Here is a 13,428-nt window from a genome sequence, read left to right as displayed (position 1 = left end):
CTCTCAGGCAGGCGACGACAGGCGCCGGATCAACAGCGCAACGCTGATGTTCAGGCGGTCGTGCGGATCTTCGAATGAGCAGCCGGTCAGCGCTTCGATGCGTTGTAGACGGTAGCTCAGGGTATTGCGGTGAACGTTCAGGCGTTGCGCGGCCAGGGCCAGGTTGCCGTTCTCGGCGAACCAGGCCTCCAGCGTCGGCATCAGCACCGGTTGGTGGCGTGTGTCGTCGCCGATCAGCGGGCCGACCACGCGTTCGACGAAGCGATCGAGCAGGCTGCGGTCGCGGATCGCACCGAGCAGCTCCAGCACGCCCAATTCATTGAAACTGCACAGGCCCAGGCGCTCGGGAAAGCGCTGCGCCACGGCCAGTGCCTGGCGTGCTTCACCCAGGCCCTGGGCGAAACGCGGCGCCTCGCAGCCGGCGCTGCCTAGGCCAAGGAACAGCCGTAGCGGGCCGAGTTGCGGGCGCAGTTCATCGAGCAGCACGGTCATGGCCTGACGATTACGCGCTTCGGCGTGGGCATCGGGGCAGGGCAGCAGGGAGATCCAGTGACGGCCCTGGCTGACCAGCGGCAGCGCATTACCGAGTTCGCCGAGGCTCTGCTCCAGTCGCCGTTGCAGCAGTTGTTGGCGAGTCTGTAGCTGACGTTCGGCGTCTTCGTCGGGCAGGTCACCGAACAGTTGCTCGCTGCCGTCGAGGCGCAGCAGTGCCACCTGACGCGGCACATGCAGTGCCAGGCCGAGGCTGTCACCGCGTTGCAGCAGCACCTCGAGTGACTGGTAGTCACCCTCGAGCACCTGCTCCAGCACGTACTGGCGTGAGCGGCCGAGCTGCTGCGCCTGTACCAGCGCGGTGCCGATGGCCTGGGTGACCACCACCATCTTCAGCGCGTAGGGCTGCTCGATCAGTGGTAGGTTCAGGCGCTCGGCTTCTGCGATGACGCTGGGCGGGATGGCCTGGATGAACTCGGCGCCGGTGAGGATAACCATGCCGGCCACCACGCGCTCATGGCCTTCGCGCACCAGGCGTAGCAGGTTGGCTTCGTCACGCGGATGGTTGATGCCGGTGACGAAGATCAGCTCGCCGCCCATCACCCAGTCGGCGATGCCTTCGTTCTCGGCCACGTAGGGCCAGCGCACGGCATTGTCGCGCCCGGCCTGGCCGGCACGCAGGTGCATGCTGGCCAGGTCGGGCAGGGCGAGTACATCGGCGACGGTCAGGCTCACGCGCCGGCGACCTGTTGGCGGCCGACCAGGGCCCTGTTCAGTTCGAACAGCACAACGTAGGCCACGGCAGCCACGGCGATGCCCACCAGCGGGGCTACCCAGGGCGAGAAGTAGGCGCTGAGTGCACCGATCAGGTAGGCGCCCAGGCCGACCCAGTTGAACGTCGGCAGACTTACATCGGCCAGTTTCGGATAGCGCGCGCGGTGGCCGTAGAAGAAGTCCGCCATGATCACCCCACCAATCGGCGGGATGATCGAGCCGAGCAGGATCAGGAAGGGAATCAGCATCTCGTACATGCCGCCGATAGCCAGCAAGGTGCCGATGGCCGCGCCGGCCAGGGTCACGGTCTTGCGTTTGCCGGTGCGCAGTAGGTTGCAGCCGGCGGCGGCGAAGTTGTAGATGGTGTTGTCCTGAGTGGTCCACAGATTGAGGAACAGCATGATCACGGCAGCCATGGACAGCCCCTGCAGCACCAGCACTTCGACCACGTCCGGTTGCTGATAGACGATGGCGCCATAGGCCCCGGCGATGATCATCAGGCCATTGCCGATGAAGAAACCGAACAGGCTGGCCAGCACCGCGACGCGGCCGCTCTTGGCGAAACGTGTCCAGTTGGTGGCCTGGGTGGCGCCGCTGACGAAGGTGCCAAACACCAGGGTGATGGCCATACTCAGGCTCATGCTCTCCTTGGGTTGGACTGCCAGTAGCCCGGCCATACCGCCGATATCACGGGTGGCGATCCACAGCGAAGCCACCAGCAGCACCAGCATGGCCGGCACGGCGACGCGCGAGAGCAGATCGAGGCCCTTGTAGCCGATGAAGGCAGTGACGCAGAAACCGAAGCCGAACAGCACCATCAGCGGGATAGTCAGGCTTTCGGGCAGGCCAAGAATCTTCACCAGGACGATGGCGATGGTCGCCGTGCCCCAGGCGTACCAGCCGATCTGGGTGAAGCCGAGCAGCATGTCGGACAGCTTGCTGCCCACCTCGCCGAAGCAGAAACGGCCCATCAGCACCGAGTTCAGCCCACTGCGGCAGGCGATCAGGCCCAGCACGGCGGCATACAGGCCGAGCAGCAGGTTACCGATCACCGCAGCCCAGAGCAGAGTGGTGAAGTCGAAGGCCATGCCGATCTTGCCGCCGGCGAACATAGTGGCGGTGAAGAAGGTGAAGCCGAACAGCAGGATGGCGGTGGAAAACAGCCCTTGGCGTGCGCCGCTGGGCACCTCGCTCAGGGGGTAATCGCTATCGGGGGTGGCATGGCTCATGGACCTGGCTCCGGTAAGAGGGTGAGGCCTTGGCGATAGCAGGGGACGTGCCAGAAAGCAGTGCAGCAGTCTGCTTGGCAAGGTGATCAAAGGGGCTTGTGCGATATGCACAAAGAAACGCACTTATGGCAGCGCAAGGTCGTTCAAGATTTGTGAGTGTAGAACAAAAGTGGTGCGCAGCACTGTAGCCACGCACCAGCTTGCAGCGCCTCAGTTGACGGTGACCTGCGGCATCGGCGGCATGGTCACGGTCTGCTCGGCGCTCGGGGCGAGCACTTCGGCTTCGCCGTCGACCACTTGCTTGCCGTCCTGATTGAACACGCGGGTGGCGATGCGCACGCGGTTCTTCGGCAGTTTTTCCAGCACTTCCAGCTTCACGGTGAGTGTGTCGCCAAGCTTCACCGGGCGGGTGAACTTGAGCTGCTGGCCGAGGTAGATGGTGCCCGGGCCAGGCAGGTTGCAGGCGATGGCGGCGCTGATCAGCGCGCCGGTGAACATGCCGTGGGCGATGCGCTCCTTGAACATGGTCTCGGCAGCGAAGGCGGCGTCCAGGTGTACCGGGTTGTTGTCGCCGGATACCGCAGCGAACAGTTGTACGTCGCGTTCTTCGACCTGCTTTTCGAAGCTCGCCTGCTGGCCGACTTCGAGAGCTTCGTAGGGGATATTGGTTACCTGGGTCATGGACACTCCTTGATTGGGCTTCGACCATGGCTCAGCGCTTGCTGCAGCCAATCGATCAGGTGGGCGGTGACCTCGTCGCGATTGCTCTCGTTGAGCAGCTCATGACGGGCCTCGGGATAAATCTTCAGTTGCACGTCGCGCACGCCGGCCTCGCGCAGGGCGCCCGCCAGATCACCAAGACGCTTGCCGTCGCTGACCGGGTCGCGCGAGCCGCCGATCACCAGCAGCGGCAGGTCGGCATCGATCTGCGCCAGGTTCTCGACCGGGGTGATGTACTGCAGGCCATCGAGCAGGTCGCACCACAACTGCGTGGTGCAGACGAAACCGCACAGCGGATCGGTCACGTATTTGTCCACTTCGGCCGGGTCGCGGCTGAGCCAGTCGAAGGCCGTGCGGTTGGGCTTGAAGGCCTTGTTGAACGAGCCGAAGGAGAGAAAATCGATGACTTTGCTGCGGCCTTTGGGGCCCAGACGCCAGCGTTCGAAGCCAGCGATCAGCCGGGCGGCCTTGTACAGCATCACGGGCTGGTAGTTGGAGCCGGACAGCACGGCGCCCTGCAGGCTGCAACTGTGCCCCATCAGATAAGCCATGCCGATGTAGCTGCCCATGCTATGGCCGAACAGGAAGATCGGTGCTTGCGGGTAGCGCTGGCGGATATGGTGATTGAGCGAGGCCAGGTCGCCGACCACCTTGTCCCAGCCGCCTTCCTCGGCGTAGTGGCCGAGCGTGCCCTGAGCGGCGCTCTGGCCGTGGCCGCGCTGGTCCAGTGCATAGAGGTCGAAGCCGGCGGCCACCAGGCTTTCGGCCAGGCGTGCATAGCGCAGACTGTGTTCGGCCATGCCGTGGGACAGCATGACCACCGCGCGCGGTGGCTGATCACCGTGCCAATGGTTGACGTGCAGGTGCAGACCGTCCTGGGTAGCCAGGGGAAAGGCGTTGTGGCGCATGGCGAATCCTTGTGCCGGAAGTTGGCGGCATTGTGCACCTTGGTCATCAACAGGCATAGCTCCCCGGTTTTCTTCGCAGCGGTAAAGATCGGTTACGAATCACTGCATTTATTGCGAAATTCAGCCCATCAATGACGCCTTCGAGCTATTTGCGGCTCGGCCCTAAGCTGCTACTTTCCGGGCAGTCAGATCACTTCAGGGGAAGAGGACAAGAACAATGCAACCTGATTTCTGGAACGACAAACGCGCCCCTGGCGTGCCCAACGATATCGACCTGTCCAGCTACAAGTCGGTGATCGAAGTATTCGAACGCTCGTGCAAGCGCTTTGCCGACCGTCCGGCCTTCAGCAATCTCGGCGTTACGCTGACCTATGCCGAGCTGGATCGCCTCTCCGCGACCTTCGCCGCCTACCTGCAAAAGCACACTGACCTCAAGCCGGGCGATCGTATCGCGGTGCAGATGCCCAACGTGCTGCAGTATCCGATTGCGGTATTCGGCGCCATGCGCGCCGGGCTGATCGTGGTCAACACCAACCCGCTGTATACCGCGCGTGAGATGCGCCACCAGTTCAAGGACGCCGGTGTGCGTGCGCTGGTGTACCTGAACATGTTCGGCAAACTGGTGCAGGAGGTGCTGCCGGATACCGAGATCGACTACCTGATCGAAGCCAAGATGGGCGACCTGCTGCCGAGCCTCAAGGGTTGGCTGGTCAACACCGTGGTGAAGAAGGTCAAGAAGATGGTGCCGGACTACCATCTGCCCCAGGCCATTGCCTTCAAGCAGGTGCTCAAGCAGGGTCATGGCCAGGCGCTGGCGCCGGTCAAGGCCAGCCACGACGACATCGCCGTGCTGCAGTACACCGGCGGCACCACCGGCGTAGCCAAGGGCGCGATGCTCACTCACGGCAACCTGGTGGCCAACATGCTGCAGGTCGATGCCTGCCTGTCGCAGCTCGGCCCGGACGGCACGCCGCTGATGAAGCAGGGTCAGGAGATCATGATCGCGCCGCTGCCGCTGTACCACATCTATGCATTCACCGCGAACTGCATGTGCATGATGGTCAACGGTAACCACAACGTACTTATCACCAACCCGCGCGACATCCCCGGCTTCGTCAAGGAGTTGGGCAAGTGGAAGTTCTCCGCGCTGCTGGGTCTGAACACCCTGTTCGTCGCGCTAATGGATAACCCCGAGTTCAAGAACCTCGACTTCTCCAACCTCAAGGTCACCAACTCCGGTGGTACCGCGTTGGTCAAAGCTACCGCCGAGCGCTGGCAGCAGATGACCGGTTGCACCGTGGTCGAAGGCTATGGCCTGACCGAAACCTCGCCGGTGGCCAGTACCAACCCCTACGGTGACAAGGCGCGTCTGGGTACCGTCGGCATTCCGGTGCCGGGCACGGCGTTCAAGGTCATCGACGACGACGGCAACGAACTGCCGACGGGTGAGCGCGGCGAGCTGTGCATCAAGGGGCCGCAGGTGATGAAGGGTTACTGGCAGCGTGAAGAAGCCACCGCCGAAGTGCTCGATGCCGAAGGCTGGTTCAAGACCGGCGACATTGCCGTGATCGACCTGGACGGTTTCGTGCGCATCGTCGACCGCAAGAAGGACATGATCATCGTCTCGGGTTTCAACGTGTATCCCAACGAGATCGAAGATGTGGTCATGGCGCATCCGAAAGTCGCCAGCTGCGCGGCCATCGGTGTGCCTGACGAGAAGTCCGGGGAGGCGGTCAAACTGTTCGTAGTGCCGCGTGACGGCGGTGTCACCGCGGAAGAGCTCAAGGCCTACTGCAAGGAAAACTTCACCGGCTACAAGGTGCCCAAGCACATCGTGTTCAAGGACTCGCTGCCGATGACCCCGGTTGGCAAGATCCTGCGTCGCGAGCTGCGCGACATCGCCTGACTCCAGAGCCCCTTCTCGCGGTAGAGAAGGGGCTTCCCGCCTCCCGCTGCCATCGGCAGTCCAATTGTTGTGATTTCGTAACCGCCAAAGCCTGTTGCATGCGCTACCGCACTGCATCGGTCACACTTACGCGCTAGGCTCCAAACGCTGCAATATGCGAGCTAGAGGCTTTTCGCGGATTATCGGCGGAAAATACAGGTCGTGACTTTTTGGTCTTTTTTGGTCACTTTTGCGACTGCGTGGGCCGTGCTTGGTGCTGGTGGGCCTCTGGCAAAGCTGCTACTCTCGGCGCGCTTCCGGGCCCTGGGGTCAGCGGGAAAGCGAGCTATACACACAACAAACAACCGCCTTCGCGCGGTGAAGATCAGCTGTTGCTTAGGAGTGGGCTTCCATGACCGAAAACTTCTGGAAGGACAAGTATCCCGTTGGGGTTGCTGCCGAAATCAATCCCGACCAGTACCCGAACATCCTTGCGGTACTGAAAGAGTCCTGCCAACGCTTCGCCGACAAGCCTGCTTTCAGCAACCTGGGCAAGACGCTCACCTACGGCGAGATGTACAAACTCTCCGGGGACTTCGCCGCCTACCTGCAAAAGCACACCGATCTCAAGCCCGGCGACCGCATCGCCGTGCAACTGCCCAACGTGTTGCAATACCCCATCGTGGTCTTCGGTGCCATGCGCGCCGGCCTGGTGGTGGTCAACACCAACCCGCTGTATACAGCGCGGGAAATGGAGCACCAGTTCAACGACTCCGGCGCCAAGGCGCTGATCTGCCTGGCCAATATGGCCCACCTGGCCGAGCAGGTCGTACCCAAGACCGGCGTCAAGACCGTGATCGTCACCGAAGTTGGCGACATGCTGCCGACCTTCAAGCGTCTGCTGGTCAACTTCGTGATCAAGCATGTGAAGAAGATGGTGCCGGCCTACAACCTGCCGCAGGCCGTCAAGCTCAACGACGCCCTGGCCAAGGGCCGCGGCCAGGGCTTCAGCGAAGCCAACCCGAGCAACGACGACATCGCCGTGCTGCAGTACACCGGCGGCACCACTGGCGTTGCCAAGGGCGCCATGCTCACCCATCGCAACCTGGTGGCCAACATGCTGCAGGTCAAGGAGCTGATGGGCGCCAACCTCAATGAAGGTTGCGAGGTGCTGATCGCGCCGCTGCCGCTCTATCACATCTACGCCTTCACCTTTCACTGCATGGCGATGATGCTGATCGGCGGCCACAACATCCTGCTGACCAACCCGCGCGACCTGCCGTCGGTGATCAAGGACCTGGCCAAGTACCGCTTCACCGGCTTCGTCGGCCTCAATACCCTGTTCGTTGCCCTGTGCAACAACGAGGACTTTCGCAAGCTGGACTTCTCCAGCCTGAAGCTCACCGTCTCCGGCGGCATGGCCCTGCAGCTGGCCACGGCCGAGCGCTGGAAGGAAGTCACCGGTTGCGCCATTTGCGAAGGCTTCGGCATGACCGAAACCAGCCCGGTGGCTACGGTCAACCCGTTCAGCGCCATCCAGCTCGGCACCATCGGCATTCCGGTGCCTTCGACCCTGTGCAAGATCATCAATGACGAGGGTCAGGAGCTGGCCATCGGCGAGATCGGCGAGCTGTGCGTGAAGGGCCCGCAAGTGATGAAGGGCTACTGGCAGCGCCAGGAAGCCACCGATGAAATCCTCGACGCCGACGGTTGGCTGAAGACCGGCGATATCGGCCTGATCCAGGAAGATGGCTACCTGCGCATCGTCGACCGCAAGAAGGACATGATTCTAGTGTCCGGCTTCAACGTCTACCCGAACGAACTGGAAGACGTGCTCGCCACCCTGCCAGGCGTGCTGCAATGCGCGGCCATCGGTGTGCCGGACGAGAAATCCGGCGAGGCGATCAAGGTGTTCGTGGTGGTCAAACCGGGCGAGAGCGTGACCAAGGAGCAGGTGATGGAGCACATGCGCGCCAACCTCACCGGCTACAAGGTGCCCAAGGCTGTCGAGTTCCGCGACGTGCTGCCGACCACTAACGTCGGTAAGATCCTGCGCCGCGAGCTGCGCGACGAAGAGCTGAAGAAGCTGGGCAAGAAGTGATTCGAGCTTGCTGATGAAAACGCCACCTTCGGGTGGCGTTCTTCATTGCGTCACCTGCCTGTGGGGTGCGCCGAGTGGCCCGGCGGACTGTTCGCTTCGCTCCTGAGTCCGCCCTACGCGCTGGACCGTAGGGCCTACTCGGCTTTGGCTTCCTGCGTCGCTCTACCTCCTGCATCCATGCAGTCGTCGCGAAGCAGTACGCCGTTAAAGGTTGAGGTATTTAGGCAACCTGTCGTCTAGATTCTTGCTCATCAAGACCGTCAAGGACGACGTCTCATACCCAACTACCGCCGCGTCTGGTGTCCGGGTAGCACCTACTTCTTCACGCACGCCCTGCGTGTTCGCCATGGTAACGATCTGCTTGTCCGCAATATCGGCGTCTTGCGCGAGGCCGTGCGTATCGTCCGGCGCAGCCACCCGTTCCAGATCCATGGCTGGGTGGTATTGCCCGACCATCTCCACTGCCTGATCGAGCTTCCGCAGGGCGAGGCTGATTTCGCACTGCGCTGGCGCCTGATCAAGATGATCTTTTCCCGTGATGTGCCGGCTGAGGAATGGCGCTCGAAGATTCTGCTACGCCGCCGTGAGCGCGGCATCTGGCAGCGTCGTTACTGGGAGCACCTGATTCGTGACGATGAGGATTTCTGCCGCCATCTCGATTACATCCACATCAACCCGCTCAAGCATGGCTTGGTGCAGCGGGTAAGTGACTGGCCCTATTCCACTTTTCACCGAGACGTTGAGAGTGGACGCTATCCCCTGGACTGGGCGGGAGGCCCGGAGACGGAGGAAGGGCTTTATGACGATTGATGCGTGCGAGGGCGCTGATCGGCGGACTATTCGCTCCGCTACGAGCGGTCGGCGTCCCGATCCGCCCTACGCGCTGGCGCTTCATGCTTGTGCCTCCTTCGCGCCACGCCAGGCCACCAGCAGCACGCCGCCGACGATGCACAGCGCCGCCAGCAGCATCGACAGGCTGCCCTGTTCGCCGAGCAGGCCGATGGCGATGGCGGCGCCGGTGATCGCCGCCACCGAGCCGATCTGGCTGAGAAACACTGTGCCGGCCAGGTTCTGCAGGACGAAGAACAGCGCATAGACCGCCGCGAACAGCAGCATTTGCAAGACCAGCAGGCCCACGGCCGCAGTACCTTGCAAACGCGGTGCGAGGTCGATGCCGAATAGGCCCAGCGGCACCAGCAGCAGTGCGCCGCCGAGCAGCATGCCGGGTGCCAGGGACAGCGGGCTGGCGCCTTGCGGCCCAGAGTGTGTAAAAACGCACCGGTAAACCCTTGCTATGATTTCCGAGAATCTCAGCGTATGGGACGCCCATGAAACGGTTTATCCAGGGTGAACACCGAGGTCAAAGCACCTTACTTCCCGAAAGCCTCGACGACTACGTCAGCGATACCAATCCGGTTCGGGTGGTTGACGTTTTCGTCGATGAACTCGACCTAGCCACGCTAGGTTTTGATGGCGTCATTCCAGCCGAAACCGGAAGACCGGCTTACCACCCTTCGATCCTGCTGAAGATCTATATCTACGGCTATCTAAACCGCATTCAATCGAGCCGGCGTCTTGAGCGAGAAGCTCAGCGCAACGTCGAACTCATGTGGTTAACCGGGCGATTGATGCCCGATTTCAAGACCATCGCCAACTTCCGAAAAGATAACAGCAAGGCCATTCGCGGCGTCTGCCGCCAGTTCGTTTTGCTCTGCCAGCAGTTGGGGTTGTTTGGCGAAAACTTGGTTGCCATCGACGGCAGCAAATTCAAGGCAGTGAACAACCGTGACCGCAATTTCACCAGCGCCAAACTGAAGCGGCGTATGGAAGAAATCGAGGCGAGCATCAGCCGTTATTTGGCTGTGCTCGATGCGGCTGATCGACAGATTCCTAGCGCCTCCGCGCCAGACACTGCCAGCCTGGAAGATAAGATTGCCAAGCTAAAAGCGCATATGAAAGAGCTTCAAGGGATCGAAACTCAGCTCAACGATTCCCCTGATAAACAGGTTTCGCTGACCGACCCGGATGCCCGTTCGATGATGACGCGCGGCAGCGGTATCGTCGGCTACAACGTGCAGACGGCTGTCGATACGCAGCACCACCTGATCGTTGCTCACGAGGTCACCAACAGCGGTTCAGACCGCGACCAACTCAGTTCAATGGCGAAGCAGGCTCGTGAAGCCATCGGCGCAGAAACGCTGTCCGTGGTGGCTGACCGAGGCTACTTCAAGGGTGAAGAGATCCTTGCCTGTCACGACGCAAACATCACGGCCTACGTGCCTAAGCCAATGACTTCAAGCGCCAAGGCTGATGGCCGATTCAATAAAGATGCCTTCGTGTATGACCCGACGAAAAACGAATACACCTGCCCGGCGGGAGAGGCACTGATCTGGCGATTCTCCAGCGTTGAGAAAGGCATGAATATGCACTGTTACTGGAGTTCTAAGTGCCAGAGTTGTGCGCTGAAAACCCAGTGCACACCAAGCACAAATCGTCGAGTAAGGCGCTGGGAGCATGAAGCAGTGCTGGAGGAAATGCAGCGCCGGTTGAACCAAGCACCAGAGATGATGCGGGTTCGAAAACGGACTGTTGAGCATCCCTTCGGTACGCTCAAGCAATGGATGGGCGCAACGCACTTCCTGACCCGAAAGCTGAACGGGGTGAGTGCGGAGATGAGCTTGAATGTGCTCGCCTACAACTTGAAACGGGTGATGAAAATCATCGGCACCGAAGGCCTGTTGAAGGCGATGACGGCGTAAAAGCCTCAGCTTTTGCTGCTCCAAGAGGTGCCAAAGCGCTTCATAAACGCTCTGACGCGCTATTGGCGCTGATCGCGGCTATTTGCTTGGGAAACCGCCTCGCCCAGGAACACTGGGCTGAGGCACCCAAGATGCGAAAGTGTTTTTACACACTCTGGGCCAGTAGCGGGCACGGTAGATGTTGCCGAGCGCCAGAAACACCGGCACGCAGAGCGCCGCCAGTACCCACAGCAGGGGGCTGTCACCGGCGTTGAGCTTGCCCAGTGCCAAAAGCAGGCTGCCGGCCAGACCGATGCAGATGCCCAGCAGACGAATGCGGCTCAACCCCTCCATGCGCAGGGCCAGGGCCAGCAGGTAGGTGATCAGCGGTGGGAAGGCCAGGCACATCGAGGCGAAGCCGGCGCCGACATGGCCGATGGAGCTGAACAGCAAACCATTCGGCACCGCGATGCTGAGCAGCCCCGAGGCCAGGTAGTAACCCAGCAACCCTGGGCTGATGCCGGGGCTCTCGCCGCGTATCCAGGTGAACAGCAACAGCAGCAAGCCGCCGCCCAGCAAGCTCCAGAGCAGGTAGGCCATGGCTGGCCAGCCAACGTTGCCGGCCAGTTTCACCAGGATGCTGGTCAGTCCCGTCAGAGCGCCGATGGTCAGCAATAGTGACAAGGCGAGAACGGGACGAAATTGGGAGCCGGGCATGCAGCTGTCTCCTGAGGATGGATGCGTTACGATGCAAACATTCTTTTTAAAAAGTATCTTGATATCAAGATAAGGCGAGGGCGATATGCAAGACCGCGCACAATTGGCTGCCGAGCAATGGCTTCGACAGCGCCCGGATCTGGATGGTTTTTCCATGGCGGTGATTGGCCGTCTGGCTGAGCTGAACCAGGTGATCAGCCGCGATCACCTGCTGCCGTTCTTCGCCGAACATGGGCTGCAGGCCGGTGAGTTCGACTTGCTCGCTACTCTGCGTCGCTCGGGTGAGCCCTACGCGTTGATGCCGACAGCGTTGTACGAGAGTGCGATGATTTCCTCGGGCGGCATGACCAGTCGTATCGACCGCCTGGAAAAGGCCGGGCTGATCGAACGGCGCAAACACCCCAGTGACCGCCGTGGTGTGCTGGTGGCGTTGACGCCGGCTGGGTTCGAACTGATCGACGGCATGCTCGAAGGCCATGTGGCCAACCTGCAGCGCGTGCTTTCAGGATTGACCGCTGACGAGCAGCGCACGTTGCATGAATTGCATGGCAAGTTGTTGGTGGGGTTGGTTGAGCGCGAGGGAGTACGCTGAATGAGCTATCAGATGCGGATCTATATGCACCCCGACGTTGAGTCGGTTCGAGGGGAAAACACCCTGGCGCTCTGGGAGGCTGGGTGGCCGCGGTGGGTCGATGAACTGGCCGAAGCCGGGAAGCTCACGCAGACCCGCTCTGACAACTTCCCCAGCCTGTACAGGGGCTCGGCCAGCGACATACTGCCGAGGCTGCCGGCAAACCGAAGAATGTCCCCGGCGCTTTACTTCACGCCCGAAGTGCTTCAAGAGCGGATTAATGCATGTCCGCCCGATGCTGAGCTAGGCATCGAAATCTGGGATCAGTGTTGACCCCGCCGCTGCTCACATCCGATGATGTTCCACCAGGAAATCCACGAACACCCGCACCCGCGCCGGCATCGCCGAGCCGCCCACGAACACCGCATGAATCGGCTCCCGATCACCGGGATTGAAGGTTTGCAGCAGCGGCACCAGATCACCGCGCTGCAGGTCCTCGGTCACGCTGAACTCGCCGATGCGTGCGATGCCGGCGCCGACCCGGGCGAACTGCGCCAGCGCCTCGCCGCTGCTGCATTCGATGTTGCCGCAAACCTTCAGGGAGAATGCCTGGCCGTCGCGGGTAAAAGGCCAGTTGGGTTCGGCGCGGCGGAAATTAAAGCGCAGGCAGTTGTGCTGCAGCAGGTCTTCCGGCTGCTGCGGCGTGCCATGGCGTTGCAGGTAATCGGGGGAGGCCACCACCACCTGGCCGGTTTCGCCGACCTTGCGGGCGGTCAACGGGCTGTCCGGCAGATGGCCGAAGCGCACGGCCACGTCAGCCTGGCCGCCAAGAATATCGACCACCTCGTCGCCCAGGCTTAGGTCAACGGTGATGTTCGGGTAACGCGCGCTGAACGCCGCCACCAGCGGCACGATGGTCATCCGCCCATGGCCGAGCGCAGCGCTGACGCGCACGCGCCCCCGTGGCACGCCCTGATCGGCAATGGCTTCTTCGACCTCCGCCATATCGGCAAGGATGCGCCTGGCGCCGCGCAGATACGCCTCGCCCTCGGCGGTAAAGGTGATCGCGCGGGTGGTGCGCAGAAGTAGACGCGTGCCGAGGCGTTGCTCGGTGCGCGCGATGATGCGGCTGACTGCCGAAGGTGTCAGCCCCAGTGCGCGTGCAGCGGCCGACAGGCTGCCTTCCTCCGCCACGGTGGCGAACACCACCATGTCACCTGATCGGCCGCCTATGTCCATTTGTGCTCCGTAAGCAAAGGTGTTTGCCAGAAATACCATCTACCGCCGGTAAAG

At 61.7% G+C, this 13,428-nt stretch carries 13 protein-coding genes; 6 read left to right on the top strand and 7 right to left on the bottom strand.

From position 1 onward, the window contains the following. Positions 1-3 precede the first annotated feature (3 nt). From AAEQ75_RS00700 to AAEQ75_RS00685, 4 genes are all read right to left on the bottom strand, one after another. The gene (locus tag AAEQ75_RS00700; protein WP_343350583.1) at positions 4-1,227 is read right to left on the bottom strand and encodes a PucR family transcriptional regulator; all 1,224 of its coding nucleotides are present in this window, start codon (positions 1,225-1,227) and stop codon (positions 4-6) included. After that, positions 1,224-2,495 carry a cytosine permease gene (codB, locus tag AAEQ75_RS00695; RefSeq protein WP_343350582.1) on the bottom strand — a complete coding sequence of 424 codons (1,272 nt, stop codon included), beginning with the start codon at positions 2,493-2,495 and terminating at the stop codon, positions 1,224-1,226. Before codB ends, AAEQ75_RS00700 begins: the two co-directional genes overlap by 4 nt. Positions 2,496-2,705: 210 nt before the next feature. After that, positions 2,706-3,176 (bottom strand): MaoC family dehydratase, encoded by a 471-nt coding sequence (locus AAEQ75_RS00690; RefSeq protein WP_024307460.1) that lies wholly within the window; start codon positions 3,174-3,176, stop codon positions 2,706-2,708. Further along, complete coding sequence (locus AAEQ75_RS00685; protein WP_256835001.1) at positions 3,173-4,123, bottom strand: alpha/beta hydrolase; 951 nt, start codon at positions 4,121-4,123, stop codon at positions 3,173-3,175. The genes AAEQ75_RS00690 and AAEQ75_RS00685 overlap by 4 nt, the downstream gene beginning before the upstream one ends. 217 nt (positions 4,124-4,340) lie before the next feature. Here AAEQ75_RS00685 and fadD2 point away from each other — a divergent pair, with 217 nt between their 5' ends. The 3 genes from fadD2 to AAEQ75_RS00670 all read left to right on the top strand — a co-directional run bounded on the left by fadD2 (position 4,341) and on the right by AAEQ75_RS00670 (position 8,919). Then, positions 4,341-6,029 (top strand): long-chain-fatty-acid--CoA ligase FadD2, encoded by a 1,689-nt coding sequence (gene fadD2, locus AAEQ75_RS00680; protein ID WP_256835002.1) that lies wholly within the window; start codon positions 4,341-4,343, stop codon positions 6,027-6,029. 391 nt (positions 6,030-6,420) lie between these two features. After that, the gene (fadD1, locus tag AAEQ75_RS00675) at positions 6,421-8,109 is read left to right on the top strand and encodes a long-chain-fatty-acid--CoA ligase FadD1 (RefSeq protein ID WP_256835003.1); all 1,689 of its coding nucleotides are present in this window, start codon (positions 6,421-6,423) and stop codon (positions 8,107-8,109) included. 276 nt (positions 8,110-8,385) lie between these two features. After that, a complete protein-coding gene (locus AAEQ75_RS00670) occupies positions 8,386-8,919 on the top strand; it encodes an REP-associated tyrosine transposase (protein ID WP_256835081.1) in 534 nt (177 codons plus the stop codon). An 81-nt stretch (positions 8,920-9,000) separates the two neighbouring features. On the opposite strand, the gene AAEQ75_RS00665 is transcribed toward AAEQ75_RS00670, so the two are convergent. Next, positions 9,001-9,405 (bottom strand): EamA family transporter, encoded by a 405-nt coding sequence (locus AAEQ75_RS00665; protein ID WP_343352477.1) that lies wholly within the window; start codon positions 9,403-9,405, stop codon positions 9,001-9,003. 32 nt (positions 9,406-9,437) lie between these two features. Here AAEQ75_RS00665 and AAEQ75_RS00660 point away from each other — a divergent pair, with 32 nt between their 5' ends. Further along, a complete protein-coding gene (locus tag AAEQ75_RS00660; protein ID WP_077566290.1) occupies positions 9,438-10,868 on the top strand; it encodes an IS1182 family transposase in 1,431 nt (476 codons plus the stop codon). A 78-nt stretch (positions 10,869-10,946) separates the two neighbouring features. On the opposite strand, the gene AAEQ75_RS00655 is transcribed toward AAEQ75_RS00660, so the two are convergent. After that, positions 10,947-11,564: an EamA family transporter gene (locus AAEQ75_RS00655; protein WP_343350578.1), complete on the bottom strand. Its 618-nt coding sequence runs from the start codon at positions 11,562-11,564 to the stop codon at positions 10,947-10,949. 85 nt (positions 11,565-11,649) lie between these two features. Between AAEQ75_RS00655 and AAEQ75_RS00650 the strand changes: the two genes are divergently transcribed. Next, positions 11,650-12,156, top strand: coding sequence for a MarR family winged helix-turn-helix transcriptional regulator (locus tag AAEQ75_RS00650; protein ID WP_256835005.1), 507 nt, complete (start codon positions 11,650-11,652; stop codon positions 12,154-12,156). Continuing rightward, positions 12,157-12,468: a hypothetical protein gene (locus AAEQ75_RS00645; protein WP_256835006.1), complete on the top strand. Its 312-nt coding sequence runs from the start codon at positions 12,157-12,159 to the stop codon at positions 12,466-12,468. A gap of 12 nt (positions 12,469-12,480) precedes the next feature. Here AAEQ75_RS00645 and AAEQ75_RS00640 read toward each other — a convergent pair whose 3' ends face one another. Further along, positions 12,481-13,374: a LysR family transcriptional regulator gene (locus AAEQ75_RS00640; RefSeq protein ID WP_343350575.1), complete on the bottom strand. Its 894-nt coding sequence runs from the start codon at positions 13,372-13,374 to the stop codon at positions 12,481-12,483. Positions 13,375-13,428 lie beyond the last annotated feature (54 nt).

This window comes from Pseudomonas sediminis (genome assembly GCF_039555755.1).
GTDB classification, from domain to species: Bacteria; Pseudomonadota; Gammaproteobacteria; order Pseudomonadales; family Pseudomonadaceae; genus Aquipseudomonas; species Aquipseudomonas mendocina_D.
This window is presented reverse-complemented; position numbering and strand designations above follow the sequence as displayed.

Excerpts from the sequence above, each read along its gene's own strand:
- codB (WP_343350582.1), bottom strand. The coding sequence starts at position 2,495 with ATGAGCCATGCCACCCCCGATAGCGATTACCCCCTGAGCGAGGTGCCC.
- AAEQ75_RS00690 (WP_024307460.1), bottom strand. The coding sequence starts at position 3,176 with ATGACCCAGGTAACCAATATCCCCTACGAAGCTCTCGAAGTCGGCCAG.
- AAEQ75_RS00685 (WP_256835001.1), bottom strand. The coding sequence starts at position 4,123 with ATGCGCCACAACGCCTTTCCCCTGGCTACCCAGGACGGTCTGCACCTG.
- fadD2 (WP_256835002.1), top strand. The coding sequence starts at position 4,341 with ATGCAACCTGATTTCTGGAACGACAAACGCGCCCCTGGCGTGCCCAAC.
- fadD1 (WP_256835003.1), top strand. The coding sequence starts at position 6,421 with ATGACCGAAAACTTCTGGAAGGACAAGTATCCCGTTGGGGTTGCTGCC.
- AAEQ75_RS00660 (WP_077566290.1), top strand. The coding sequence starts at position 9,438 with ATGAAACGGTTTATCCAGGGTGAACACCGAGGTCAAAGCACCTTACTT.
- AAEQ75_RS00655 (WP_343350578.1), bottom strand. The coding sequence starts at position 11,564 with ATGCCCGGCTCCCAATTTCGTCCCGTTCTCGCCTTGTCACTATTGCTG.
- AAEQ75_RS00650 (WP_256835005.1), top strand. The coding sequence starts at position 11,650 with ATGCAAGACCGCGCACAATTGGCTGCCGAGCAATGGCTTCGACAGCGC.
- AAEQ75_RS00645 (WP_256835006.1), top strand. The coding sequence starts at position 12,157 with ATGAGCTATCAGATGCGGATCTATATGCACCCCGACGTTGAGTCGGTT.
- AAEQ75_RS00640 (WP_343350575.1), bottom strand. The coding sequence starts at position 13,374 with ATGGACATAGGCGGCCGATCAGGTGACATGGTGGTGTTCGCCACCGTG.